At 68.8% G+C, this 23,569-nt stretch carries 15 protein-coding genes; 1 reads left to right on the forward strand and 14 read right to left on the reverse strand.

Annotated elements, in window-relative coordinates:
* Positions 1 to 36: 36 nt before the first annotated feature.
* A complete protein-coding gene (locus ACWFRB_RS15105) occupies positions 37 to 891 on the forward strand; it encodes a dienelactone hydrolase family protein (RefSeq protein WP_452641953.1) in 855 nt (284 codons plus the stop codon).
* 28 nt (positions 892 to 919) lie between these two features.
* On the opposite strand, the gene ACWFRB_RS15110 is transcribed toward ACWFRB_RS15105, so the two are convergent.
* The 14 genes from ACWFRB_RS15110 to ACWFRB_RS15175 form a co-directional block, all read right to left on the reverse strand.
* Positions 920 to 2,464, reverse strand: coding sequence for an acyl-CoA carboxylase subunit beta (locus ACWFRB_RS15110; RefSeq protein ID WP_452641954.1), 1,545 nt, complete (start codon positions 2,462 to 2,464; stop codon positions 920 to 922).
* Positions 2,465 to 7,447, reverse strand: coding sequence for a polyketide synthase Pks13 (gene pks13, locus ACWFRB_RS15115; protein ID WP_452641980.1), 4,983 nt, complete (start codon positions 7,445 to 7,447; stop codon positions 2,465 to 2,467).
* A 51-nt stretch (positions 7,448 to 7,498) separates the two neighbouring features.
* Positions 7,499 to 9,382 (reverse strand): long-chain-fatty-acid--AMP ligase FadD32, encoded by a 1,884-nt coding sequence (gene fadD32, locus ACWFRB_RS15120; RefSeq protein ID WP_452641955.1) that lies wholly within the window; start codon positions 9,380 to 9,382, stop codon positions 7,499 to 7,501.
* Between the two features lie 177 nt (positions 9,383 to 9,559).
* On the reverse strand, positions 9,560 to 10,552 hold the full coding sequence (locus ACWFRB_RS15125; RefSeq protein ID WP_077043216.1) for an LLM class F420-dependent oxidoreductase: 993 nt from the start codon (positions 10,550 to 10,552) through the stop codon (positions 9,560 to 9,562).
* Between the two features lie 99 nt (positions 10,553 to 10,651).
* Positions 10,652 to 11,632, reverse strand: coding sequence for a cutinase family protein (locus ACWFRB_RS15130; RefSeq protein ID WP_452641956.1), 981 nt, complete (start codon positions 11,630 to 11,632; stop codon positions 10,652 to 10,654).
* A gap of 6 nt (positions 11,633 to 11,638) precedes the next feature.
* Positions 11,639 to 12,172, reverse strand: coding sequence for a DUF732 domain-containing protein (locus ACWFRB_RS15135; protein WP_452641957.1), 534 nt, complete (start codon positions 12,170 to 12,172; stop codon positions 11,639 to 11,641).
* 148 nt (positions 12,173 to 12,320) lie between these two features.
* Positions 12,321 to 14,465, reverse strand: a complete 2,145-nt coding sequence (locus ACWFRB_RS15140; protein WP_452641958.1) for an alpha/beta hydrolase-fold protein — start codon at positions 14,463 to 14,465, stop codon at positions 12,321 to 12,323.
* Between the two features lie 316 nt (positions 14,466 to 14,781).
* Positions 14,782 to 15,777 (reverse strand): alpha/beta hydrolase, encoded by a 996-nt coding sequence (locus tag ACWFRB_RS15145; RefSeq protein ID WP_452641959.1) that lies wholly within the window; start codon positions 15,775 to 15,777, stop codon positions 14,782 to 14,784.
* Positions 15,778 to 16,060: 283 nt separating this feature from the next.
* Entirely contained in the window at positions 16,061 to 17,935 is a 1,875-nt protein-coding gene (gene zomB / locus ACWFRB_RS15150) for a flagellar motor control protein ZomB (protein WP_452641981.1), read from the reverse strand.
* 49 nt (positions 17,936 to 17,984) lie between these two features.
* Positions 17,985 to 18,890 (reverse strand): decaprenyl-phosphate phosphoribosyltransferase, encoded by a 906-nt coding sequence (locus tag ACWFRB_RS15155; protein WP_452641960.1) that lies wholly within the window; start codon positions 18,888 to 18,890, stop codon positions 17,985 to 17,987.
* Positions 18,887 to 19,408 (reverse strand): phosphatase PAP2 family protein, encoded by a 522-nt coding sequence (locus tag ACWFRB_RS15160; protein ID WP_452641982.1) that lies wholly within the window; start codon positions 19,406 to 19,408, stop codon positions 18,887 to 18,889. Before ACWFRB_RS15160 ends, ACWFRB_RS15155 begins: the two co-directional genes overlap by 4 nt.
* A gap of 28 nt (positions 19,409 to 19,436) precedes the next feature.
* The gene (locus tag ACWFRB_RS15165; RefSeq protein WP_452641961.1) at positions 19,437 to 21,359 is read right to left on the reverse strand and encodes a glycosyltransferase; all 1,923 of its coding nucleotides are present in this window, start codon (positions 21,357 to 21,359) and stop codon (positions 19,437 to 19,439) included.
* Positions 21,356 to 22,591 (reverse strand): UDP-galactopyranose mutase, encoded by a 1,236-nt coding sequence (glf, locus tag ACWFRB_RS15170; RefSeq protein WP_452641962.1) that lies wholly within the window; start codon positions 22,589 to 22,591, stop codon positions 21,356 to 21,358. Before glf ends, ACWFRB_RS15165 begins: the two co-directional genes overlap by 4 nt.
* A gap of 134 nt (positions 22,592 to 22,725) precedes the next feature.
* Positions 22,726 to 23,487, reverse strand: coding sequence for a MerR family transcriptional regulator (locus ACWFRB_RS15175; RefSeq protein WP_452641963.1), 762 nt, complete (start codon positions 23,485 to 23,487; stop codon positions 22,726 to 22,728).
* Positions 23,488 to 23,569 lie beyond the last annotated feature (82 nt).

The following is a 23,569-nucleotide window of genomic DNA, read 5'->3' on the forward strand; positions in this document are numbered from 1 at the left end:
GTCGCATCGGGGGGTCGGCGGCCGCATACTCGGTACATGCCGGACGACGACCTGAGCGATTTCGAGGCCGCACGCTTCACCCACGACGGCACGACGCGCGCGATCTACCGCCGCGGCACCGGCCCGGCGGTGATCATCATGGCGGAGATCCCCGGCATCACCCCGAAGGTGCTCGAGTTCGCCCGCCGCGTCGCCGAGATCGGGTGCACGGCAGTGCTTCCGCACCTGTTCGGCGACCCCGGCCGGGACCCGGATCCGGGCACCCACGGAATGGTCGCGACGGCCGTCAACGCGGTCACCACGATGGTCCCCGTCTGTGTCAGCCGCGAGTTCACGATGCTGGCGACCGGGCGCAGCTCGCCGGTGGTCACGTGGTTGCGGGCGCTGGCGGCCCACGAGCACGATCGGTGCGGCGGACCGGGCGTCGGCGCGGTCGGCATGTGCTTCACCGGCGGCTACGCGCTCGCGATGGCCGTGGACGACGTCCTGGTCGCGCCCGTCCTGTCGCAGCCCTCGCTGCCCCTCGGCGTCTCCGCGCGACGACGGCGGACCATCGACATCTCGCCCTGCGACCTGGCCAGGGTGAAGCAGCGCTGTGCGAAAGGGCTGACCGTCCTGGGACTGCGCTTCGACTCCGACCGTCTCGCACCGGCCGAGCGCTTCGACTTCCTCCGCGAACAGCTCGGCGACGCCTTCGTCGCCGTCGAGATCGACGGCGGCGCCGCGAACCCGGACGGCCTACTGCCCCCGCACTCGGTGCTGACCGAGCACCTCATCGACGAGCCCGGTCAGCCCACCCGTGCCGCGCTCGACCAGGTCCTCGACCTGATGCGGACGCGGTTGCTGACGCCGACCGCGGACCCCGGCACCGGACCGGTCGATCCGGCGTGAGCCCGGCGGGCGACGCGATCGCCCTGCGTCAGAACGGGATCAGCGAATGCTTGCGCGGGTTCTTGGGGAGCTCCTTGTCGCGCAGCAGGTTCAGCGCCTTGCGGATCTCGAGGCGGGTGGTCGACGGCTCGATCACCGCATCGATGTAGCCACGCTCCGCCGCGATGTACGGGGTCGCGACATGCTCGTTATAGAAGTTGATGAGCTGGCGGCGCACCGCGGGGGCGTTGTCGCCTGCCGCCTCGAGCTGCCGGCGACCGATGATGTTGACGGCGCCCTCCGCCCCCATGACGGCGATCCGGCCGGTCGGCCAGGCCAGGTTGACGTCGGCGCCGAGCTGCTTGGAACCCATCACCGCGTAGGCGCCGCCGTACGCCTTGCGCACCACGACGGTGACCTTCGGAACCGTTGCCTCGACGTACCCGAACAGGAACCGGCCGCCGCGCTTGATGACGCCCACCTTCTCCTGCTCCACCCCGACCAGGAAGCCGGGGGTGTCCACGACGAACACCAGCGGGATGTTGTACGCGTCGCAGATGCGCACGAAGTGAGCGCCCTTGTCCGAGGCGTCAGCATCCAGCGCACCCGAGAGGTGCAGGGGTTGGTTCGCGACGACGCCCACCGGGCGGCCGTCCACCCGCGCGAAACCGGTGATGAGGTTGGATGCGGCCTGACCTCGGACCTCGAGGAAGTTCCCGTCGTCGAAGATCTTGAGCAGCACGTCGTGCATGTCGTAACCGGCGTTGTCGGCGTCCGGCATGAACGTGTCGAGCGAGAGGTCGTCCTCGGTGATCTCCGGCTCGAGACCGGGGTTGACGATCGGGGGCTGCTCCGTGCAGCTGGACGGCATGTAGCTCAGGTACTCCCGCGTCCACTCGAACGCGGCCTTCTCGTCCGCCGCGACGTGGTGCACGTTGCCGTACTTGGCCTGGTTCCGGGCGCCGCCCAACTCGTCGAGGCTGACGTCCTCGCCGGTGACGGACTTGATGACGTCCGGACCCGTGACGAACATGTACGACTCTTCGGTCGCGATCACGACGTCGGTGTTGATCGGCGCATAGACGGCTCCGCCGGCGCACTTGCCGAGGATGATCGAGATCTGCGGGCACCGGCCGGACAGCGGCTCCTGCCGCCTGCCCATCTCGGCGTACCACGCGAGCGAGGACACGGCGTCCTGGATGCGGGCGCCCGCGGACTCGTTGATGCCGACGACGGGGCACCCGATCTTGATGGCGAAATCCATGATGGCAGCGACCTTCCGGCCGAAGATCTCGCCCGCCGCGCCACCGAAGACGGTCTGGTCGTGCGAGAACACCGCGACCGGCCGGCCCTCGACCGTGCCGTGCCCGGTGACGACCCCGTCGCCGTACGGGTTGGTCGGATCGCCCGCCATCCGGGCGAGCTGGCCGACCTCGACGAAGCTGCCCGGATCGAGCAGCATGTCGATGCGCTCGCGCGGGGTCGGGAGTCCCTTCTCCGCGCGCCTCGCGATGGCCTTCGGGTTACCCGGGGCCTTCGACAGCTCGAGCTTTTCGCGCAGGTCCGCCAGCTTCTCAGCCGTGGTGGTGCTCACTCAGTTGCTCCGCTTCTCGGCCTCGATGTCGGCCAGCTTCTTGGTCAGGTCCGCCCCCACCTTGGCAATGTACGGCTCGTCCACGATCTGGATGTGATCGCCACCGACGTAGACGATCTCCAGGTTCGAGGCGACCTTCCCCCAGCCGCCGTCGGGCGCGCGTGTCCCGAACGACGGTTCGAGCGCGATCGCGTCGTCGTGATACTTGTCCGCCATGTAGAGGACGACGTCGCCGTCGTACTTGTCCGGGTTCGCGGTCTGCAGTGCCCGGTTGTCCAGCCAGGAGGTGCGCTGGTGCTCGATGATGCCGCCGGGGATCTTCGCGCCGCTCATCTTGAGCATGTCCATCAGGATCTGGATCTGATCGTCGTCGGACTCGGCGGCGGCGAGCTTGTCGTACGGCAGCGGCGCATCGATGTTGTAGGTCTTCTTCGCGAAAGCGGCGTACCGCTGCCACCGCTTCTTGATCTCCTCGGGCGTCTCCTCGACCTCTTCGCCCGCCATCACCGTGTCGATGAGGCCGACGACACGGACGTCCTTGCCCTCCTCGCGCAGCAGCTTGGCCACCGCGTAGGAGAGGACACCACCGAGCGACCAGCCGTACAGCACGTACGGCCCGTCGCCCTGGATCTCCTTGATCAGCGGCAGGTATTCGCGGGCGCGCACCTCGATCGGGCCCTCGGTGCGCTCGAACCCGTACATCGGCGTGCCCGCGGGAAGCCGCTTGAGCAGCGGCTCGTACGCGACGGTCGAGCCGCCGGCCGGGTGGAACACGAAAACCGGTACGGCGGACGAACCTTCGGGCCGGGCGCGCAGTGCACGCACCAGGCCCTCGATCTTGCCTGCGTCCTCGAGGTGCGGGCGCACCTTCTCGGCGAGCTGCTCGACGGTCTCGCAGTCGAGGACGTCGTCGAAGCTCACCTCGCCACCGGCGCGCTCGGTCAGGCGAGCGGCCAACTTCTCGACGGTGTCGTCGTCGAGAACGGGAAGGATGTTGAAGATGCCCTTCGCGGACTTTCCGGTCACCACGGCCCACGTCGCAAACGTGAGGCGCTCGGCGGCGTCGCGCGGCGGGACGTTGATCTCCCCGTCGGATGACTCCTGCTCGGCCGCGGCGAGAATCTCCTCGGCCTCTGCGACAGGGCTGGTGGTCTCGTCGGAGAGGGCGGAATCGAGTGCGGCGGAAGCCTCCTCGGTCCCAGCGGTCTCCTTCTCGACGCGCTGCTGCTCGGCGAGCGCCGCGACCTCTTCACGGTTGTCGATCGCGTAGCGCAGGTACTTCTCCACCTCGCGCAGGCTCGCGTCGCGGACCGCCTGCAGCTGCAGCTGCGGGATGTCGAACTCGTACTCGACGCGGTTCTTGATCCGCACCGCCATCAGCGAGTCCAGTCCCAGCTCGATCAGCGGGATCTCGGCGGGCAGGTCCTCGGGCGCGTAGCCCATGGACTCGGCGACGATCAGCGCCAGCCGCTCCTCCATCGACTGCGAGCTGCTCGGGTCCCAACGGTCACCGAAGGACTCGACCACCTCGGGCAGCTCCTCCATCGGGGAGCTGGAGCGGGGCGCAGGCGCGGCGACGACGAGCTCGGGCAGCGGTTCGCCCGCGGTGACCACCGCGTCGAGCAGCAGCGCGAAGCCGTCCGAGATCTTGGCGTGCACCTGCAGCGACGCACCGCCCGGGTGCGGGTTCAGCGTGGTGGTCAGCGTGCCAGCGGCCGGGACCTCGCCGTGCGTGACGGCCGCGGTCAGCACCACGTCCGAGAGCACCTGCGCGGCGGCCTCGGTCGCCAGCGCGTTCAGGTCGGAAACCGCGGCGGCCTCGACCTCCCACACGTGCCTGCCGTCGGGCAGCGAGACGTGCGCACCGGGCACCCGGGCGTTGCCGCCCGAGGAGATGCGGATGTCGAGCCAGTGCTCCTTGCGGAGGAACGCGGTCCGCGGCAGGTCCGCGTAGCCGCCGTCGGAGAACAGCGACGGCAGGTTCACCGGGTGGCCGTGGGCGTAGAGCTGGGCGAGGGCAGTGAGCACGCCCAGCTCCTCGTCCTCCTTGCGCTTGAGGGTCGGGATCAGCTGCGCGTCGTGCAGTCCCGCGTCGAATGCGGTGGCCGCGACCGACATCAGCGTCGCCGGGTTCGGGGCCAGCTCGACGAACGTGGTGTGCCCGGCGTCGACGGCGAGGCGGACCGCGTTGGTGAAGTACACGCTGTGCCGCAGGCCCTTGGTCCAGTACTCGACCGGGTGGATCGGGTCGTGCCCGGCGCGGTAGAAGGTCTCCTTGTCGACCGAGGAGTACAGCCCGGCCTTCAGCTTGTGCGGCTCGATGCCGGCCAGCTCCGCGGCGAGCTCGCCCAGGATCGGGTCGACCTGCGAGGTGTGGCTGGCGCCCTTGGTCTGCAGGATCCGGCCGAGCTTCTCCTCGGCCTCGGCGCGGGCCACGATGGCCTCCACCTCGGGCTGCGGGCCACCGATGACGGTATGGGTCGGCGCGGCGTACACGCAGACCTCGAGGTGCGGGAAGTCGCCGAGCACGGCCTCGATCTCGGCGGCGCTGTACTCCACGAGCGCCATCAACCGGATGTCGTCGCCGGACAGCGTCGACTCGGCCTCGCCCATCAGCCGGGAGCGGGCGGTGATGACCCGGACCGCGTCCTCGAGCGAGAGCCCGCCGGTGACGTACGCGGCGGCCGCCTCGCCCATCGAGTGGCCGACCGCGGCCTCCAGGTCGGCGCCGTGGTGGCGGAGCACCGCGGCCAGGCCGATCTGGATGGTGAAGATGCCGACCTGCGCGGTCTCGACGTCGTAGTCCACCGAGTCGTCGAGGAACTTCTCGGCCATCTTGTAGCCGGCCTCGTACTCGATCAGCTCGTCGACCTCGTCGACCGTCTTCCGGAACACGGCGTTGTTCAGGTAGAGCTGCTTGGCCATCTTGCGGTGCTGCGAGCCGAAGCCCGAGAACACCCAGATCGGCCCGTTGGAGGCGGGCGCGTCCGCGGACAGCACACCCTGGCCGGGCTTGCCCGCGGCGACCGCGCGCAGGCCGGTGATGGCCTCGGCTCGGGTGCGTGCGAGCACCACCGCGCGGGACCGGCCGTGGTTACGGCGGGCCAGCGTGCGGCCGACGTCCTCGAGCGGGGTCGTGCTGCCTGCCTCGGTCTCCAGCCAGTCGGCCAGGTCGGCGGCGGCGCGGCGGCGGCGCGAGGGCATCGAGGCGGACACCGCGAGCAGCACCGGCGTCGGCTCCGCGTCGGCCTCGGCCGGCTCCGCGTCCGCGACCGGCTCGACGCCCATCGACTCGGCGGCGTCGGCGAGCACGCCCGCTGCCTCCACCTCGACATCGAGCAGCTCCGCTGCCTGTGAGTCCTTCTGGTCCCCGTCCGGGCCAGAAGCGCTCACGGGCGCCGCAGGCGCCTCGTACTCGCGGACCACGACGTGCGCGTTGGTGCCGCCGAAGCCGAAGCCGGAGACGCCCGCGACGGCGCGGCCGGTGTACCGCGGCCAGTCGGTGGCCTCGGGGATCACCTGCAGGTGCGCCTTGTCGAAGTCGATGTACGGGTTCGGGCCCGCGTAGTTCAGCGACGGGGGGAGCTTGTCCTCCCGCATCGCGAGCACCACCTTGATCAGGCCCGCGGCGCCGGCGGCGGCCTCGAGGTGACCGAAGTTGGTCTTCGCCGAGCCGAGCAGGGCGGGCCGGTCGGCCGAACGGCCGCGGCCGACGACGCGGCCGAGGGCGTCCGCCTCGATCGGGTCGCCGAGGATGGTGCCGGTGCCGTGCGCCTCGATGTAGTCGACGCCGGACGGGGCGATGCCCGCGTCGCGGTAGGCGCTGCGCAGCACGGCGGCCTGCGCATCGGGGTTCGGGGCGAGCATGCCGTTGGAGCGGCCGTCCTGGTTGACGGCCGAGCCCGCGATCACCGCGAGGATCTCGTCACCGTCGCGCTCGGCGTCCTCGAGACGCTTGAGCACGACCAGGCCGCCGCCCTCGGCGCGGACGATGCCGCTCGCGTCGGAGGAGAAGGCCTTGATCTTGCCGTCTTCGGTGAGGATGCCGGTCTCGTCGAAGCCGAGCGTGGCAGGCGGCGCGACGAGCATGTTGACGCCGCCCGCGAGCGCGAGGTCCGACTCACCGGTGCGCAGCGAGCGCACCGCCTGGTGCACGGCCACCAGCGAGGACGAGCACGCGGTGTCCATCGCGACGGAGGGGCCGCGGAAGTCGAAGTAGTAGGACACCCGGTTCGCGACGATGGCGGTCGAGGTGCCGGTCAGGGCGTAGGGGTGCGCGTGCACCGGGTCGCTGACCGCGAGCAGCTGGTAGTCGTTGGCGGAGCTGCCGATGAACACACCGACCTGCTCGCCCTTGAGCTCGCTGGCCGGGATGCGGGCGTGCTCGAGCGCCTCCCAGGTGAGCTCCATCGCCAACCGCTGCTGCGGGTCGACGTTGCGGACCTCGAGCGGCGACATCGCGAAGAACTCCGCGTCGAAGCCCTTGACGTCGTCGAGGTAGCCACCCTTGGTGTTGGCCTTCTCGATGGCCGCGGCCACTGTCGGGTCGGCGGCGAACTCCGCCCAGCGCCCCTCCGGCAGGTCCGTGACGGCGTCGCGGCCCTCGATGAGCAGTCGCCACATCTCGTCGGGGGTGTGACCGGTTCCTGGGAACCGGCTCGCCAGGCCGACGATCGCGATGTCGTGCGACTGCGACGTGTTCTTGATCGCGTAGAACGCCGCATCCTCGGGCTCGTCCGGGACCTCGGGCTCACCCTCGATGATCAGGGTCGCCAGCGCGGCGATCGTGGGGTGCTGATAGACGACCGTGGCGTTCAGCGTGATGCCGACGAGTTCCTCGATCTCCCCGCTCAGAGCGACGGCGTCCCGGGACGAGAGCCCGAATTCCTCCATCGGACGGTCATCCGAGATCTGATCGACCGGTTGCCCGGTCGCCTCGGCAACCCAGTTGCGCAGCCATTCGCGCAGCTGCGCGACCGTCATCTCTGTCTCAGCCATCAACACACCACGCTACCCGTCAAGAAGAAGGTTGTTTTACACGCTATCGGGGAACGCGGTCTGCGTGTAACCACCACGGAGCGTCCCCTCGATGTATGCGGCCTTGCAGGCACGCCGTGCGATCTTGCCGCTGGAGGTACGCGGGATGGATCCGGCGGGCACCAGCAGCACGTCCCGGGCGGTCACACCGTGCCGGGTGGAGATCGCCGCGCGCACCGCGTCGGCGATCGGTGCCGGATCGGCCTTGCCCGCGCCCGGCGCCCGCTCGCCGACCAGAACGAGCTGCTCGGAGGCGTCGTCGGCGTCGAAGGTCAGCCCGGTGCCTGCCTCGAACACCTCCTTCGGCAGCTGGTTCGCGGGCACCGCGAACGCCGCGACGAAGCCCGGACGCAGCGCGGCGCTCGCCTCCTGCGCGGTGGCCTCGAGGTCCTGCGGGTAGTGGTTGCGGCCGTCGACGATCACCAGGTCCTTGACGCGGCCGGTGATGTACAGCTCGCCGTCGACGTAGACGCCGTAGTCACCGGTGCGCATCCAGTTCGAGTCCTCGGGCGCGCCGTCAGCGTGGCTACCCGAGGCGATCGTGGAGGACAACCGGTTGTGGAAGGTCTGCTCGGTCTCCTCGGGACGACCCCAGTAGCCCTGGCCCATGTTGTTGCCGTGCAGCCAGATCTCACCGACGTTCTCGTCCTCGAGCTCGGCGCCGGTGTCGGCGTCCACGATCGCTGCCCACTGGCTGCGCGAGACGTAGCCGCAGGAGACCTGCGGGATGGCGCCCTCGGCGTCCTTGTCGACCTTGACCATGCGGCCCTCGTTGAGCTTGGCGCGGTCCACGTAGATGACCCTGGCCTCGTCGCTGTGCTTGGTCGACGAGACGAACAGCGTCGCCTCGGCCATGCCGTAGGACGGCTTGATCGCGGTCTTCGGCAGCCCGTACGGCCCGAACGCGTCGTTGAACTTGCGCATCGACGAGGTCGTGACCGGCTCGCTGCCGTTGATCAGGCCGATGACATTGCTCAGGTCGAGGGTCTCGCCGTCCTTCGGCAGTCCGCGGGCGGCGGCGTGCTCGAAGGCGAAGTTCGGTGCCGCGGCGAAGGTGCCTGCGCCGTCGGTGATCGCGGCCAGCTCCTTGATCCAGCGGTACGGGCGCTGCACGAACGCGCGCGGCGACATGATGGTGATGTACTTGCCGCCCAGCGCGGGCAGGATCACCGTGAGCAGGCCCATGTCGTGGAACAGCGGCAGCCAGGTGACGCCGCGGGAATCGGTGGTCAGCTCGATCGCGTCGACCATCTGCAGCGCATTGGTGCCGACCGCCCGGTGGGTGATCTCCACGCCGGCGGGCACCCGGGTCGAACCGGAGGTGTACTGCAGGTACGCGATGTCGTCGAGCCCGATCTCGGGGTACACCCAGGTCTCGCCGACGGTGTCGGGGATCGCGTCCACCGCGATGATGCGGGGGCGCTCAGCCGCGGGCAGCGAACGGAAGAGCTGGCGGACGCCCGCGGCCGAGGTGGATGCGGTGAGGATCGCCGACGGCTTGCAGTCGCCGAGGACCGCGTGCAGGCGGTCGCCGTGGCCGGGCTCGTCCGGATCGAACAGCGGAACCGCGATGGTGCCCGCGTGCATCGCCGCGAAGAAGGAGATGACGTAGTCCAGGCCCTGGGGGGCAAGGATCGCGACACGCTGACCGGGCTCGGTCACCTGCTGCAGGCGGGCGGCGACGGCGCGCAGCCGGTTGCCGAACTGGGTCCAGGTGAGCTCGAGCACCTCACCGTCCCGCTCGCGCGAGTAGTCGATATAGCGGTATGCCAGCTCGTCCGCGTTCTCGCGGGTGTGCTGTTCGACGTGATCGACGAGGGTGCTGCCGGGCATCAGCCTGATGTTGCCGGCTTCGTCGACGTAGTCATCGAAGTTCTTCATACCTTCTCCTCCAAGGCAAGCTCCCAGTGATCGTGACGAACACCGGTGAGCTTCATCCCCTGCAGCCGCGTGGGAACGTGCAAATAGTGACTAGTGGTGGCAATGCGTGCAGATCTCAGATCGGTAACGACGCGCGCCCCATCCCAAACCAACAGCATGTTACAGACAGTGCCGTTCTCATTCACCCTTGAGCAGGGGTATCACCGGAGCGAATGCCTCCATCTGCGTGGGGAAGATCCCCACGTAGGACATGGAGGTCTGCGCCCGCACGCTGCGGATCTGGTCCGCGATCTCCTCGTAGGAGCCGAATGCGAGATACGGGGAGTTCAGGATCTGCTCCACCGTGAGTTTGACGTCCACCTCGATGTTCGGCGGGTACCCGTTGTCCAGGGCCGCCAGCGCCATCTCGGCCATCGCCTCCCGATCATCGGTCGGCATGATCGTGGTGATGGTCCAGTTCAGTTCGATGTCGTCGAACCGGTCGCCCGCTGCCTCGCGAATGCGCTCGACCCGCGCGGCGGTCGCCTCCATCGTGATGCCGGACAGCAGCATCTTGCCGTCCTTGTTGCTGGGCGGGGCGAGCGAGATGATGTCCGCGTACTTGGCGGCCAGCGCCAGCATCTTCGGGCCTCCGCCGCCGACCACGATGGGCGGGCGTGGGCCCTGCCGGGGCCGCGGGCTGCCCTTGAGCCCGTTGATCTGGTAGTACTCGCCCTGGAAGTTGCACTCCTGGCCGCGCAGCAGCGTGTCGAGGATCTCGAGGGACTCCGCGAGCTTGGCGATGCGCACGCCCGGGCTGTCGTACGTGATGCCGCCCTTGTCGAACTCTTCCTTCATCCAGCCCGCACCGATACCGAGCTCGAGCCGTCCGCCGGAGAGCACGTCGATCGTCGCCGCATCCTTGGCCAGCACAGCCGGGTGTCGGAACCCGTTGGCCAGCACCGCGGTCCCGATCCGGATCTTGTCCGTCGCCACCGCGAGGGCACCAAGCGCGGCGATCGGGCCGACCTGGTTACCGAGGTGGTCGGGAATCATGAAGCTGTCGTAGCCGAGCTCCTCGGCCTTCTGGGCCAACTTGATGAACCGGCGGGCACCGCCCTCTTCGGCGTTTCCCTCTCCGCCGGCGGCAAACCGGAACTTACGCGGCGCGGGTGCGTCGGCGGAACTCATCGATCACTTCTCCTGAAACCTGGGCAGAACGGGGGATCTGGACGGCGCGGTACGGCAACGTGGCCGGTGGGACACTCTATCGGCATCGCACCGTTCCCACTATTCGTGAGCGGGGGTCGGCGCGGACCTCACCTTGTCGGCCGCCCAGTTTGCCATCCACTGCGTGGCCGTGCTGCCTTTTTGGTCCACCACGAACGAGTTGTACATGGCATGCACCGGGTTGTTGATGTACTCGCCGATCCGGGCGAGGCTCGCGAGGAAATTCACCGGCTTGAAGGCGTTCGGTGGCGCGTCGCAGATGCCGTCCGACGGCGCGCAGATGTCGACCACCCGATCGCCGAGCGACCCGAAGCCACCCGGCCGGGGCCCGGTCATCGTCATTCCCGGCACTTTCAGGCCGCCGAGCGACAGCTCGGCGCCCACACCGGCCACGGGCACGCCGATGATCTGGGCCGTGCCTGGCTCACGCCTGCCGTCCGCGATCAACCCGACACCGAGCACCAGGTCCGCGGGCACCGGCCCGGTGCCCTCGCCTATCGATGACGCGAGGTCGCCGGCGATGACCGCGCCCTGCGAGAAGCCCATCAGCACGAAGTTGGTGAGCGGGCAGTTCGCGTGCATGGCCGACATGGCCTCGCTGGCCCTGGCGGTGCCCTCGCCGCGACTCTTGTTGTACGACGTCTGACCGTCCGGCGGCAGCGCCACCGGGTTCGAGAACTGCGCCACGTACGGGACGGTGTACACCTCCGCGCGCTGGCCCTCGAACTGCGCCTGCAGCGGCCTGGTGATGTTGAGCATCAACGACGCCGGGTTCGCGCCCGGGTTGAAGGGATCGTCGATCGCGCTCGATTCCCAGGTGCCCGGGATGGCAACCACCTGGACGTCCGGGCAGCTCGCCGGCTGTGCGCTTGGCCGCTCCGGCTCAGGGCCGGGGCCCGGTGGCGGCGCGGGCACCCGCCCGGCCAGCAGGTACCAGGCCACCAGCGCGACGAGCGCGAGGAGCAGCACCACGATGAGCACGATGAGCAGGCGCAGCGCACCGCGCCCCGACTTGCGGCCCTTGCGACCGGCAGCATTCATCCGCGGCTACTTGCAGTAGTGGGTATTGGCGGCGTCGATGTACACCTGGGCGGCCGCGGCGGCCTGCTCCGGGGTCATCGTGGCACCGGTGATGCTGGCCTCCGCACCCGCCATGCCGGTGACGTAGGCGGTGACCTCCTCGCTGTTCGCACCGCTGACCTTGGCGCCACAGATGTAGTTCGCGGTCACGATGGCGATGTCGCCGTTGTCGGCGACGGCGATGCCGCCCTTCTTCAGGGCGTCCAGGTAGGCCTTTCCACGATCGTCGAGCGCGGGGGCCTCCGTGGGGCCGGGGAACCCGCTCGGGACCGCCTGGGGCGTTTCCGGGGGCGCGGTCGCGGCGACGGCCGGGGTGGTGAACGGGGGCACCTCGATCGAGGTCTCGGGTGCGGGCGCGGACTTGGAATGGGTGGTCAGGGTGGGCGTGCTGCTGGCCGTCGAGTCGTCGCTGCCACACCCGGCGAGGAGCCCGCCGGTGACTACCGCGAGCGCGCCGACCGTGAGCGCCCGGGCCAGGGAGTTACGAGTGGAAACAAGCATGGTGTTCAGTCCTCGGATTCGTGATCTGTGGGTGCGACCCACCCGGGGACGAGGTGCCAACGGCCACGCGGGTGTCGATGAACAGGCTACCGACGCGAACGGGCCGGTCGCCGGGTTCACCCGGCCACCGGCCCGTTCGCGAAGGGGGCTAACGGTTGTGGATCTCTGCTTTGCCGTTGCGGACCGTGATGTTTCCGCCCTGGAAGTCCTGCTGGATCCCACCCGCGATGTCGCGCTGGTCACCAACCGGGAAGCCCAGCCTGCCGTTCTCGTAGTTCTGGCTCTTCCACGCGTCGAAGATCGGGCCGTTGCGCACCGACCAGGCCCCGCTCAGGGGACTCCAGTAGATGTTGCCGTTCTCGAACTCGTTGAAGCGGCCGAGGTCCTTGACCGGGACCTCGCTGGTCCTCGGGAAGCCGAGCCAGCCGCCCTCCCAGCCCAGTTCGCCGTACTTCTTCATGATCAGGCCCTGAACGGCGTGGGTCCCGTTCGGCGGGCTGTGATACATCGCACCGATCTCGAAGCCCTGGATCGCGCCATCCTTGCCCGGTGCCTTCACCTCGTCGAGGATCGGGTAGCCCAGCGGTCCACGCTCCCAGCCCTGACGTGACCACTCGTCCCGGATCGCGCCGCGGACCGCGTGCGCGCCGGTCTGCGGGGTCCAGTAGATGGAGCCGTGCTGGAAGTGGTTGAAGCGTCCACGACCGTCCGGGGTGCCGTTCTCGTCCGTGGTGGGCAGTCCGAGCGGCCCCGCGGGACCGCCGTTGGCCTGGTACGAGCCGCCGATCATGCCGGTCAGCACGTGCGCGCCGGTACCGCCCGACCAGAAGATCCGGCCGTTGCGGAAGTCCTGCGCCTTGCCGCCCGCGACGTCGTACTCGCCGGTGACGCAACCGCTGAGCCAACCGTTCGCGTTCGCGACATCGCCGATGGCGCCGCTGGTGCCACAGTTCGGGGCGCTCGCGTCGACACCGAGGGCATTGGCCACCTGCGGCCAGGCCTGGTGCATCTCGAACTGCCAGTACGGCCAGGAGTGCGTGCCGGACGGGCGGTAGTTGATCTGGGCGGGGATGCCGAGCTTGTTCAGCTTGGTGGCAAAGCTCTGCGAGCTGAGCCGGGACAGGATCTCGAGACCCATGCCCGCATAGTTGGTGGAGACGCCGGGGATCCCGGACGGCTGGTCGTAGGGACCGGTCATGCCGCTGCCGCTGGAAACGTACAGGCTGACGCCCCTGAGCTTCTCGGCGTTGGTGTACGGGTCGTGCGCCGCCCATGCCGGGCTGCCGGGCGGGCCCCACATCTTCGAGACGTTGTAGCCGCCCGCGTCGGTCATCGCGTACTGCAGCGCCTGCGGCATGCCGAGCGAGGTGGTGCTCAGGTAGCCGGAGAACGACCCGGCGAACTTGAAGAAGCCGGGGTTGCGCTCGGTGAGGAACATCGCCGAGGTGCCGCCCATCGACAGGCCGATGATGCCGCGCGTGGTGGTGGTCCGCAGCCCGGCCTCGAGGACCGGCGGGAGTTCCTTCGTCAGGAAGGTCTCCAGCTTGTAGAACTTGCCGTTGTCCGGCTCGAGCCAGTCGGCGTAGAAGCTCGACTCGCCGCCGACCGGGAGGATCACGTTGACGTTCTTGTCAGCGTAGAAGTTCGCGGCGTCGGTCTCGATCGTCCAGCCGCTCTCGTCGTCGCGCGCGCGCAAACCGTCGACCATGTACAGCGCGGGGAACGATGCGTCGGGCCGCGAGTTCCAATCCCTGGCGAGCAGGACCTGCACCTGGAACGGGGCGCCCATCGCGGCGGAGTCCACCCACAGGGCCACGCGTCGATCGGTGATCCACTCGACCTTGGAGACGCCGGGGAGCGACAGCACCGGCGCAGCGGCGCGGGCGACGGACGGCGCGGCCTGCGGCGCCCGGGGGGCAGCGGCGGGCGCGGCCTCGGGCGTGGTGGTCGGCGCGACCGTCGTGGTCTGCTCCACCGTGGTCCGCGCGGGAGCCGCGGTGGTGGTGGCGACTGCCTCGGTGGTGCTGGCTACCGGCTCGAGGGTCTCGGCCGCAGGCACCTTCGCCGTCGTGGTCGCCTTCGGCGCCGTCGTCGTCGTGGTGGTCGTCGTGGTCGTGGTCGTGGTCTCGGAGGCCTCAGGCGCCGCGAATGCGGTCGCGGTCGCGGTGGTCAGGCCGGCCGCGGTCGGCAGCACGAGTGCGGCCGCGAGCAGTCGCAAGACCCTGCCGCGCGCGCCCGGTGCGGACGCCTTCCCCCCGGGACGCGTTCCCGGATTCCTCAGTGCTGTTCGCATCTGACCGTGACACTCCTTCTGCTGTTTGGCCCCAGTGCTGTGACCTCGGTCCGGAATATCCGGACCTCGACCGTTCCCCCCCGGCCCAAGTGATGTCGTGCGAACGACACCGACACTCGTGCTCTTTTTACACGCAGTGAACCTGCGCCAGGGGGTGACGCGCTGTGACGGGTGGTGCAATTGTTACTTCTGCGGGGTAAGGACCCCCCGGTCGCGGTGCTGGTCCGGACCGGAAAATGGCGATGCCGCCCCACGTTGCCTGAATCGGCACGAGGGGCGGCATCATCGTTTACGCCGCGACCTGAAAGCCGGTCGATCAGGCGTTGAGCGCGGACAGGATCTGCGGCCGCGCATTCCAGAGCTCGTCCTGCCAGTACTTCCACGCGTGGGTGCCCCTGGCCGGGAAGCTGTAGGTGGCCGGGATACCGAGCGTGCCGAGGCGGACCTGGAACGCGCGGGTGTTGGCGAGGGAGAGAGCCTCGAGCGCCATCGCATTCGAGGTGTTGAAGTAGTCGATCGGCGCGCGCGGGTTGTCATGCGCACCGGGCAGGCCACTGGCCGCCGAGACGTACATCGACAGGCCCTTGAGCTGCGGGGCGAACACGAACGGGTCGTTGCGCAGCCACTGCTTGTTCCACGGCGGGCCCCACATGGCGTCCACGTTGTAGCGGCCGGCATCGAGCATCGCGACGCGGATCGCCTCACGCATGCCCGGCGCGGAGATGTTCAGGTAGCCCGACAGCGAGCCGGCGAACTTGAACTGGTCGCGGTGGTGTGCGGCCAGGGTCAGTGCGGCCGAACCACCCATCGACAGGCCGAGCACGCCGTTGTTGCTACGCGAGACGCCACGGGTCTCCAGGTAGTCCGGCAGGTCCTGAGTGAGGAAGGTCTCCCACTTGTAGGTGCCCTTCTGCCCGTTGAAGTTCGAGGGCGACATCCAGTCGGTGTAGAAGCTGGACTCACCACCGACAGGCATCACCAGGGTGACGTTGTCGTTGCGGAACTGGTCGAGCGCATTCGTCTCGAAGGACCATGCGTTGCGGTCGTTGCGCGCACGCAACCCGTCGAGCAGGTACAGGGCGGCGTTGCCACCACGGGCCGCCCACTGGATCTGAACCTTGATGGGGCCCATCGCCGAGGGCACGAAGACCTCTTCGAATCCTCCCGCAGGCGCGCGGTGCGCGACGGGGGCGGCGCCTGCGACGGCGGTGCCGGCAATACCTGCAGCCATCGGCAGGACGAGCGCGGCTGCTGTGAGGCCGAGGGCGCGCTGCTTGAGGCGCTCAGAAAACCTCGGTCTGCCAATACGCATGAATACTGCTCTCTTTCTTCTCTGCGGTGCCCGCCGAAGCGGCCCGACGATCCGGCGGAAGCCATGCTCTGTCGCCCCCACACATGTGGCAGCGACAGTGGAACTGATCAAGATCACACTGCGCTCGGTGGAGCGTATGTCACACAGCGAGCACTGACAAACGGTGCCTCGGCTTGTGTTCCCCGAGGCACACACGACATCTATATCGGCCCGTTACGGGCCATCGTTACACGAATGAGACAAGTTCGCACGACCAAGGAAGCAAGGCCTGCTCGACGCCCGCTCACCTGGGTTCCACCGGCGGAGGCGGCACCAGGTTGCACCGCTGGAGCTCGTACGCCGGAACCCGGTCGAAACGGTACTTGGCGTACTCGAAGGCGCGCTTGATATTGCGGATGAAAAGCGGACGGGTGAGCTCGCCCCGGCTCGAGTCCAGCACCTCCTGGGTCTCGGGGCAGGTGAGCGCGACCTTGGCGTCGGCCACCCAGTCCTCGTCCATGTACCAGGGCAGCCAGGGGTGAATATCGACCATGCCGGTGTCGGCCACCACCCAGTCCGGGTAGAGGGCCTTGTCGTGACCGATCCGGCCGTCGTCGAGCCGCTCGGTGTGCGCGGCCAACGGATAGGCAAGGCCCATCTGGTCGATCACCTTCACGTCGAGGCCGACGTTCATGCTCGTCATACCGAGATTGAGGAAGTAGACCGTGTGCCCGGCGCCACCCTCGGGGATCGGCTCCGGCGGCGGCACCACGTCCCAGTAGGTGAAGGCCGCGGCGGGCAGCAGCAGGCCACCGTCAGGGGTGTTGGCGATCGCCTCGACCATCGCGCGCATGCGCGGGTAGTCCAGGTAGTCCTCGGCGCGGATCGGGTGCGCGTGACCGGTGTTGAGGGCGTAGAAGTTCCGCTCGTCGACGATCCCGGACTTGCCGACCACGGTGCCGTTCGGCATGCCCGACGAATTCGACACCGAGATCGCCCAGATCACGGTGATCAGCCAGGCTCCGGCACCGACCGCGAACAGCGCGGTGGACCGGGTCTTGCCCCACTCCTCGCGGGCCGGGATACGGACCGGCAGCACGGCGATGGGGAGCATGAAGCAGAACAGCACGGGCAGCAGCACACGGCCGTGCATGAAGTCGCCACCGACCCGCAGCGAGTAGATCATCAGCAACAGCCCGGTGACCAGGATGACCGCGACCACTGCGCCGGGGGTGCGCAGCCGCGACTGCCACCGCGCGGCGGCGGTGCCGCCCGTGTTCACGGCGGCGGATCCACCCGCGGTGTCGGCCGCGGCGCGCGCGCCGGACCAGGGCCGGGTCACCAGGACCGCGACGACCAGTACGAGCAGCGGCAGCCACAGCCAGTACGGCCCCACCAGGTTCCACAGATAGGTGAAGCCCTGACCCCACTTGGCGCCGCCGGCGTCCTTGGCGACCGCCGTGTTGGGATAGGGCAGCCCGTAGTAGCCCATCCGCCAGATCTGGTAACCGACCGGGACCACACCCGCGACCGCGACGATCGACGCGCGCAGTTTCCAGGTGCCCGGCGCCAGGAAGATCATCAGCAGGGCGAGGCCGGCGAGGATGACCATCTCGGGCCGGACCAGCGGTCCGAGTCCGGCGACGAAGGCGAGGATCAGCACTGAGGCGGTGGTCGGCGGGCGCAGAGTCCAGCGCACCAGCAGCAGCCACAGCAGGGCGATCCAGAAGATGACCAGGCAGGACTCCAGCCCGGAGGTGGCGTAGTCGCGGGCGGGCGGCACCGCGATGTAGGCCAGCGTGCCCGCGGGCAGCAGCAGAGTACCGGCGCCTCGGCCCAGCCCACGCCAGAGCGCGCCGGTCCCGAGCATGCCCAGCACGATCGCACCGCCGGAGAGCACGAGCGCGATGCCGAGCACCACGTATTCGAGGCGGGCCTCCGTCAGCCAACTGAACGCGTACACCAGGTAGGTCCAGATGGTGCTGGTGTTGGTCTCGACCCGCTCCCCCGCGTTGAACACCGGACCGTTTCCTGCGAGCAGGTTGCGGACCGTGCGCAGCACGATGAGCCCGTCGTCAGCGATCCAGCGGCGCTCCCAGCCACCCCAGACGAAGAGGGCGGCGGTCAGCGCGATCCCGCCGAGGAACACCGAGCGGGGCAGCCATGCGGGAAACCGCATGGCAGAGCCGGCCTGCTCGGTGGCCTCGACGTTCTCCACTTGGGGCCTGTCAGACGATATAGACAGCGACACCCACCGCTCCAATCCAAGCAATCGCGAGGAATTGGAGCACCCGATCGCCGAGCGCGATCTCCTCCGGCTCCCCCGCCTCGCCACCGTCGACATCGACCGCGTACCGCAGGATCGCGATCGTGAACGGAACCATCGAGATCGCGAACCAGTTGGTGTTGTTGACCTGGTCCCGCTCGAAGGCCCACAGTCCGTAGCAGATCACCACCGCGGTCGCCGAGAGCGTCCAGACGAACCGCAGGTAGGTGCCGGTGTAGTACTCGAGCGACTTACGGATCTTCGCACCGGTGCGCTCGGCGAGCTGCAACTCCGCGTAGCGCTTGCCCGCCGCCATGAACAGCGAACCGAACGCCATGATCAGCAGGAACCACTGCGACAGCGGGATCTCGGCGGCCACGCCACCGGCGATCGCCCGCAGCAGGAAGCCGGACGAGACGATGCAGATGTCGAGGACGGCCTGGTGCTTGAGGCCGAAGCAGTAGGCGAGCTGGATGCCGATGTACACCGCCATCACGACCGCGAGCTGCCAGTTCGCGAAGAACGACAGGCCGATGGCTCCGGCCAGCAGCACCACGGCCATCGCGTAGGCGAGGCGGACCGGCAGCACGCCTGCGGCGATCGGACGGAAGCGCTTGGTCGGGTGCGCCCGGTCGGCCTCCACGTCCATCGCGTCGTTGACCAGGTAGATGCCGGACGCGGCCATGCAGAAGACGACGAACGCCAGCGCCACCGGCAGCAGCACGTCCACCTCGGTCACCGAGCCTGCGGCGAGCGGCGCGGCCAGCACCAGGACGTTCTTCACCCACTGGCGCGGGCGCAGTGCCTTGACGATCCCGGCAGGCAGCGACTTCGGCGGACCGGAGACCTCGGTCGGGTGCTCGCTCATTTCTCTCCAAACTTCCGTTCGGCACGCAGCACCACTGCGGCCGAGGCTGCGCCCAAGGCGGATCCGGCAAGCACATCGGTCGGGTAGTGGACCCCCAGCACGAGCCGCGAGAGCAGCATCGGGGGCACCAGCACCGCGGGCAAGGGTAGCCCGGTCAGCCGGCCGAGGAGCACCGCGGCGGCCGTGGTGGACGTGGCGTGCGACGACGGGAAGCTGAGCTTGCTCGGCGTCGACACGTTGACGGCCACGCTCGGGTCGTTCGGCCGAGGACGCCTGACCACCCGCTTGATGACGATGGAGGCGGCGTGCGCGCCGACCGCGCCGACCGCGACACCCGCCCACTGGCGGCGGCGGGGCCGGTCGAGCGCGGCGCCGACGCCCGCGATCGCGACCCAACCGAGCGCGTGCTCACCGAAGTGCGACATGCCGCGGGCCGCGGCGATCACGCCCGGCTGTGCACCGATGGTGGACTGGATGGTGCCCAGGATCTTCACCTCGGCGGCGGACTCGGTGGTCACGGTGCCGTCGAGCAGGGCACCCTCTGGCCTACGCCGGGTAATGAAAGACACTCTCCCACCTCTCCTTGCTGGTCAACGACGGAACCGCGTCGGCGTAGACGCGCTTGAGCTCGGGGAACCGGGTGGCCAGCTCGCGGCGCAGCCGCATGGCCTCCTTCAGCAGGCCCCAGGCCTGACGCGGGTCCCGCTTGCGGTAGACCACGCCGCGGCCGTCCGCGGTGGTCACGGTGACGCCGTCCACCTGGGAGAGCAGGAACCAGCGCGCGTCAAGGGTCGGCACGTTGAGCTGCGGGCGCTCGTGGTGCTGCTCGTGCGCGGGCCGGACGTTGTGCACAAGGCCCTTGCCGAGGCGGACGAGCTTCGCGAGCGGGTTACCCGGCTCACCGACCGCACCGACCTCGGCCCCCGAGGGCAGCGGCAGTGACGTGGACGACGGCAGCACGACGGCATCCGGGAAGTCCTCGCGCAACGCCCGGACGTCGCCGAGCGCGGTGGGCAGCAGCTCGAAGATGTGCTCCGGCCCCTGCAGGAAGTCGGCGATGGCCTTGTTCTGGATCGCGACGGTGGAGTACTCGAGGCAGAGCAGGTGCTTGAGGGTGGCCTTGACCGTGTTGACGACCATTCCCCTGCCGTTGCCCGGCATGTGCAGGGCGGCGACCACCAGGCGGTTGCGCAGGTGGAAGTACGCCTGCCAGTCAATGGCGTCGTCCTTGTCGGACCAGGCCATATGCCAGATGGCCGCGCCGGGCATGGTCACCGTCGGGTAGCCGGCCTCGCGGGCGCGCAGGCCGTACTCGACGTCGTCCCACTTGATGAACAGCGGCAGCGGCTGGCCGATCTCCTCCGCGACCTGGCGCGGGATCATGCACATCCACCAGCCGTTGAAGTCCACGTCGATGCGGCGGTGCAGCAGCTTCGAGTTCTCCCGGTCGTTGAGCGGGTACTGCGAGAAGTCGTGGTCGTACTCGACGTTCGGGGCCGCCGACCACATGAAGATGCCGCGGTTGACCACCTCGCCCATCGAGTGCAGGTGACTGCGCTCCTGCAGGTTCAGCATCTGGCCGCCGACCAGGGTCGGGGTCTTGGCGAACCGGGACAGCGCCAGCGCGCGCAGGATCGAGTCCGGCTCGATCTCGATGTCGTCGTCCATGAACAGGATCTGCTGGCAGTCGGTCGTCTTGAGCGCCTCGTACATGATCCGGCTGTAGCCGCCGGAGCCGCCGAGGTTGGCCTGGTCGTGCATCGCGAGCCGATCGCCGAGCGCTGCGGCGGCCTCGGTGAAGCCCGGCTCGTCGCGGACCTTGCGGGTGCCCTGGTCCGGGATGATGACGGCCTTGACCACGTCCATCACCAGCGGATCGGAGCCGAGGGCGGTGAGCGCCTTCACGCAGTCCGTCGGACGGTTGAAGGTCGGGATGCCGACCGCGACGCTGGCCACGCCGGGTGCCTCCATCGGGGCGTACCAGCCTGCGCTCTCGAGCACCACCTCGGAGTCGGAGGTGATGTCGAACCAGATCCAGCCGCCGTCCTCGAACGGAGCCAGCTCCACCTCGAACTCCAGCGCGACGTCGCCGTCCTGGAACTCCCTGCCCTCCACGTGGATTCGGGAGGAGTCGGCCTTGGAGCGGTACACGTCGACCCGGCCGTGACCGGACAGCTCAAGGCGCAGTACGACGGAGGTCAGGATCGACCAGCGGCGCCAGTAGCTGGCCGGGAAGGCGTTGAAGTAGGTGCAGAACGAGGCCTCGGACTCGGCGCCGATCGACAGCGACGTCCGCGAGGTCGCGTGCGCGCGCCTGGCGTTGGTGGTCGCCTCCTCCAGGTAGAGGGTGCGGACATCGAGGGGCTCGCCCGGACGGGGCAGGATGACGCGCTGCAGCAACGCCTTGCCGAGCGGTTCGACCTCCTCGCTGAAGAGCGTGTCCTGCTCCATCAGATGCCGTGGGCTCATGCGCCGCTCCCGTTTGCGTCGTTCCCATTGCCCAGCGGCGCACCGGTCTCGAGGTGCGGCCGGAGGGTGTTGTCGAACATGCTGAGCGCGCTCGCGATCGCCATGTGCATGTCCAGGTACTGGTAGGTGCCGAGGCGCCCGCCGAACAGAACCTTGTTCTGCGCGGTCTCGGTCTTGGCCCGCGTCCGGTATGCCTCGAGCTTCTCGCGGTCCTCGGGGGTGTTGATCGGGTAGTACGGCTCGTCCTCGCTCTCCGCGAAGCGGGAGAACTCGCGCATGATGACCGTCTTGTCCGACGGGTACTCGCGCTCGGGGTGGAAGTGCCGGAACTCGTGGATGCGGGTGAACGGCACGTCCGCATCGTTGTAGTTCATCACCGGGGTGCCCTGGTAGTCACCGGTCGGCAGCACCTCGGTCTCGAAATCGAGAGTGCGCCAGCCCAGTTCGCCCTCGGAGTAGTCGAAGTAGCGATCCAGCGGGCCGGTGTACACGATGGGGGCGTCGGGGCTCGCGGCCCGCAGCTCGTCCCGCACGTCGAACCAGTCGGTGTTCAGCCGGACCTCGATCTTCTCGTCCTTGGCCATGTTCTCGAGCCACGCGGTGTAACCGTCGACCGGCAGGCCCTCGTAGGTGTCGTTGAAGTAGCGGTTGTCGAAGGTGTAGCGGACCGGCAGCCGGGTGATGTTGCCCGCGGGCAGGTTCTTCGGGTCCGTCTGCCACTGCTTGGCGGTGTAAGCCTTCATGAACGCCTCGTACAGCGGGCGCCCGATCAGGGAGATCGCCTTCTCCTCGAAGTTCTTCGCATCCTTGCTGTAGAACTCCGCTGCCTGCTCGGCGATCAGCGCGCGCGCCTCGTCCGGGGTGAAGTAGCGGCCGAAGAACTGCGACACCAGACCGAGGCCCATCGGGAACTGGTAGGCCTGTCCGTTGTGCATCGCAAACACACGGTGCTGATAGCCGGTGAACTCGGTGAACCGGGTGACGTAGTCCCAGACCCGCTTGTTCGAGGTGTGGAACAGGTGCGCGCCGTACATGTGCACCTCGATGCCGGTCTCCGGCTCGGCCTCCGAGTAGGCGTTGCCGCCGAGGTGGTGGCGACGGTCCAGCACGAGGACCCGCTTACCCAGCTCGGTCGCCGCGCGCTCGGCGATGGTCAGTCCGAAGAAACCCGAACCGACGATGATCAGGTCGTACTGGCCAGAGGTGGCGGGGCCTGGGGTTACAGAGGTCACGGGCAACCAGGGTATCGGACCTGGCGTGGAGGTCCCGGGCAACCCGGGGCTGCCGGGTGATACGTCACAGGCGATCCGGTGGGCGCCTCGCCGGGGTGAACTCCGTCTGCAGCCGGAGTTCACGCCGTCGTCACCTACAGGTTGCGCTCGACGTATGCCGCCAACGCGTCCCGCACGAAGGCCGCGCCCTGCGTGCCGCCGTAGTTGGCGGCGAAGCGCTCGTCCGCGACGTACATCTCACCCAGACCCAGGATGTACTCCTTGTCCGGAGCCGCGCCGCACCCCGGTGTGCCGGGGATGCCGCCGAGCCACTCGACGTGGCGACGGGCCAGGTCCTGTGCCCGCTCACCGCCGGGCGTCGAGCCCGAGGTCGCGGCGTCGATCCAGTCGGCATTGAGCTGGGCCACTGCCGCCTGCCAGTCCCGACGCTGATCGCCGGTCAGGCCGCGCCACCACCGGTCGCCGGACCGGTAGGCCTGCTCGCCCCAGCGTTCGACCACCTCGTCCTTGTGTTGGGTGTGGTCGAAGCCGTCGAAAACTTCCTCTGCCATCAGTTGTTCACCTCCTTCCGTTTTCCGCAATGTCGTCCGCACCGACTCGATCTGCCGTCGCACCCGGCCGAGCTCCTGCTCGAGCAGGGCGAGGTGGGTGCGCAGCGCGGCCGCGGTGTCCCGCTCGCCGCCCAGGACCTCGGCGATGGCCGGGAGGCCGAGGCCGAGTTCGCGCAGCAGCAGGATCCGCTGCAGCCGCACGAGTGCGTCCTGGTCGTAGTACCGGTATCCGTTGGCGCCGATCCGGCTCGGTTCCAGCAGCCCCTGCTCGCCGTAGTGGCGCAGCGTGCGACTGGTGGTCCCGGCCGCCTTGGCCAGGTCCTGGATCGACCATTCGCCTGCCATCCAGGGTTCCTCTCGTCGGTGTCGGTGCGGACCGACAAGACAAGAATGAATGTTGACGCAGCGTCAATGTCAAGGCGCGCCC

The organism is Rhodococcus sp. NPDC055112, from assembly GCF_053607505.1.